At 72.9% G+C, this 1,621-nt stretch carries 1 protein-coding gene; it reads right to left on the minus strand.

Annotation, left to right across the window (positions count from 1 at the left end; translation table 11 throughout):
* Nucleotides 1-225: 225 nt before the first annotated feature.
* Nucleotides 226-1,488, minus strand: a complete 1,263-nt coding sequence (locus CHY22_RS09805; protein WP_089573695.1) for an IS30 family transposase — start codon at nucleotides 1,486-1,488, stop codon at nucleotides 226-228.
* Nucleotides 1,489-1,621 lie beyond the last annotated feature (133 nt).

Raw genomic sequence — 1,621 nt, forward strand, 5'->3', positions numbered from 1 at the left:
GGTTGATTTTCAATCTCAGCGCAACAGCCTGAACGGCCCCCGCGTTTCCGCAGCTAGCGCAACGCGGAAATAGCCCCCGGCGCCTGGCCGTCGCCCCGTTTCCGCAGGTGGATAGGCTGTGGAGGCCGGTGCCCCCATGCCGCCGCGGCATGCTCCGCCAGCCCGCCGCGCAGCCGTTCCGGACTCAGCGCAACGGGCCCTCCGGCCCATGTCCCGGCCCGACGCCTACCCCGCCAGCGGCCCCTCGCCCCTCGCGGCCCTGGCCCTGTCGATGCAGCCGGGCGTGAGGTCGAGCCCGCCGGGCGCCAGCTCCTCTATCCCGAACGCGTCCATGAGGGCGGAGGCGTCCTCCCCGAGGGCCATCCGCAGCACGCGCGCCGGCGTCAGGAACCCGAGCGCCCCCCTCGGCTCGGAGTTCACCTGCGACATGAGCAGCGCGCAGTCCGCCGCCGTCAGCCGGTCGAATCTGACCCCGGCGCCCTTGGGCAGCAGCTTCCTGATCTCGACGTGGTTCTTCTCGCACGCGCCCTTCTGCTGGCTCTGCCGGGGGTCGCAGTAGAAGAGCCTGGTCTCGCCGTCCCGCTCGCCGAGCAGCTCCGCGATGGCGCCCTCGTCGGCGAACTCGCTCCCGTTGTCGGTGAGCACGGCGCCGAAGGCGCGCCTCGCGCCGTCCTCGCCGAGGACCCCGCGCAGGGAGGAGAGCGCCGCCAGGACCGAGGCGCACGTGCCGTCCGGCAGCGGCAGCGCCAGCTGGAAGCGGCTCGGGCGGTGCAGGAGCGTGAGGAGCCTGGCGGAGTCGCCCCTGGCGCCCTCGACGGTGTCCATCTCCCAGGCCGCGGCGCAGGCGTCCTCGCCGAGCGCGAGGAACGACGCGTGCGACCTGCGCGCCGAGTGCGACGTCGCCCTCCCCGGGGCCCGGCGCGACCTCGGCCTGTAGCCGACCTTGCGCCTGAGCTCCATGTTCGTCATGCCGTCGTAGCCGGCGTCCACCCACCTGTAGACGGTGGAGGCGCTGAGCCCGGGGGTCGCCGCCGCTATCTGCTGCGGGGAGAGCCCGCGCGCGAGCCCGTCCCTGATGGCCGCGAGCTTGGCGGCGGCGCCCTCCTCGGTCTCGTCGATCCCGGACCTGCTGCCCGAGAGCTCGGCGTCGGCCGCCTCCTGCGCCCTCCTGGCGCTGTAGAACACCCTGGGCCTCCTCGAGCAGCCGTAGCCCCTCCTGTGCGAGCAGCCGTTGCAGCACCTCGGCCACGCCGAGAGCCTGGGGCAGGCCCCCGACAGGTCCGCGGGCGCGGGCTCGCCGTAGCGCGAGCGCGGCGCGGTGACGTAGCGGTGCGCCGCCACCTCCCTGGTCACGGTCGATGGCGACCTGCCGAGCTCCGCGGCGATCTCGCGGGCGCTGCGGTTGAGGTCGAGCATCCTCTCGACCGTGTTCCTCTCATGCCTCGTGAGCCTCCCGTACGACCTCCCGGACGGCTTCGGTCTGGACATTTCGGCCTCCCTCCATCGCGGGCCGGGGGATTCCGGCCCCTCTGGGGTTGCCTACCCGGATTCGCGCCTCAGGACTCAGCGCAACGCGTTGCGCTGAGTCCTGAGGCTGTTGCAATGAAGATGAGAATCAAGG

The organism is Collinsella sp. TF06-26, assembly GCF_002232035.1.
Classification (GTDB): domain Bacteria; phylum Actinomycetota; class Coriobacteriia; order Coriobacteriales; family Coriobacteriaceae; genus Collinsella.

Bases quoted from the DNA above. Each gene is read 5' to 3' on its own strand.
- CHY22_RS09805 (WP_089573695.1), bottom strand. From the start codon at position 1,488: ATGTCCAGACCGAAGCCGTCCGGGAGGTCGTACGGGAGGCTCACGAGG.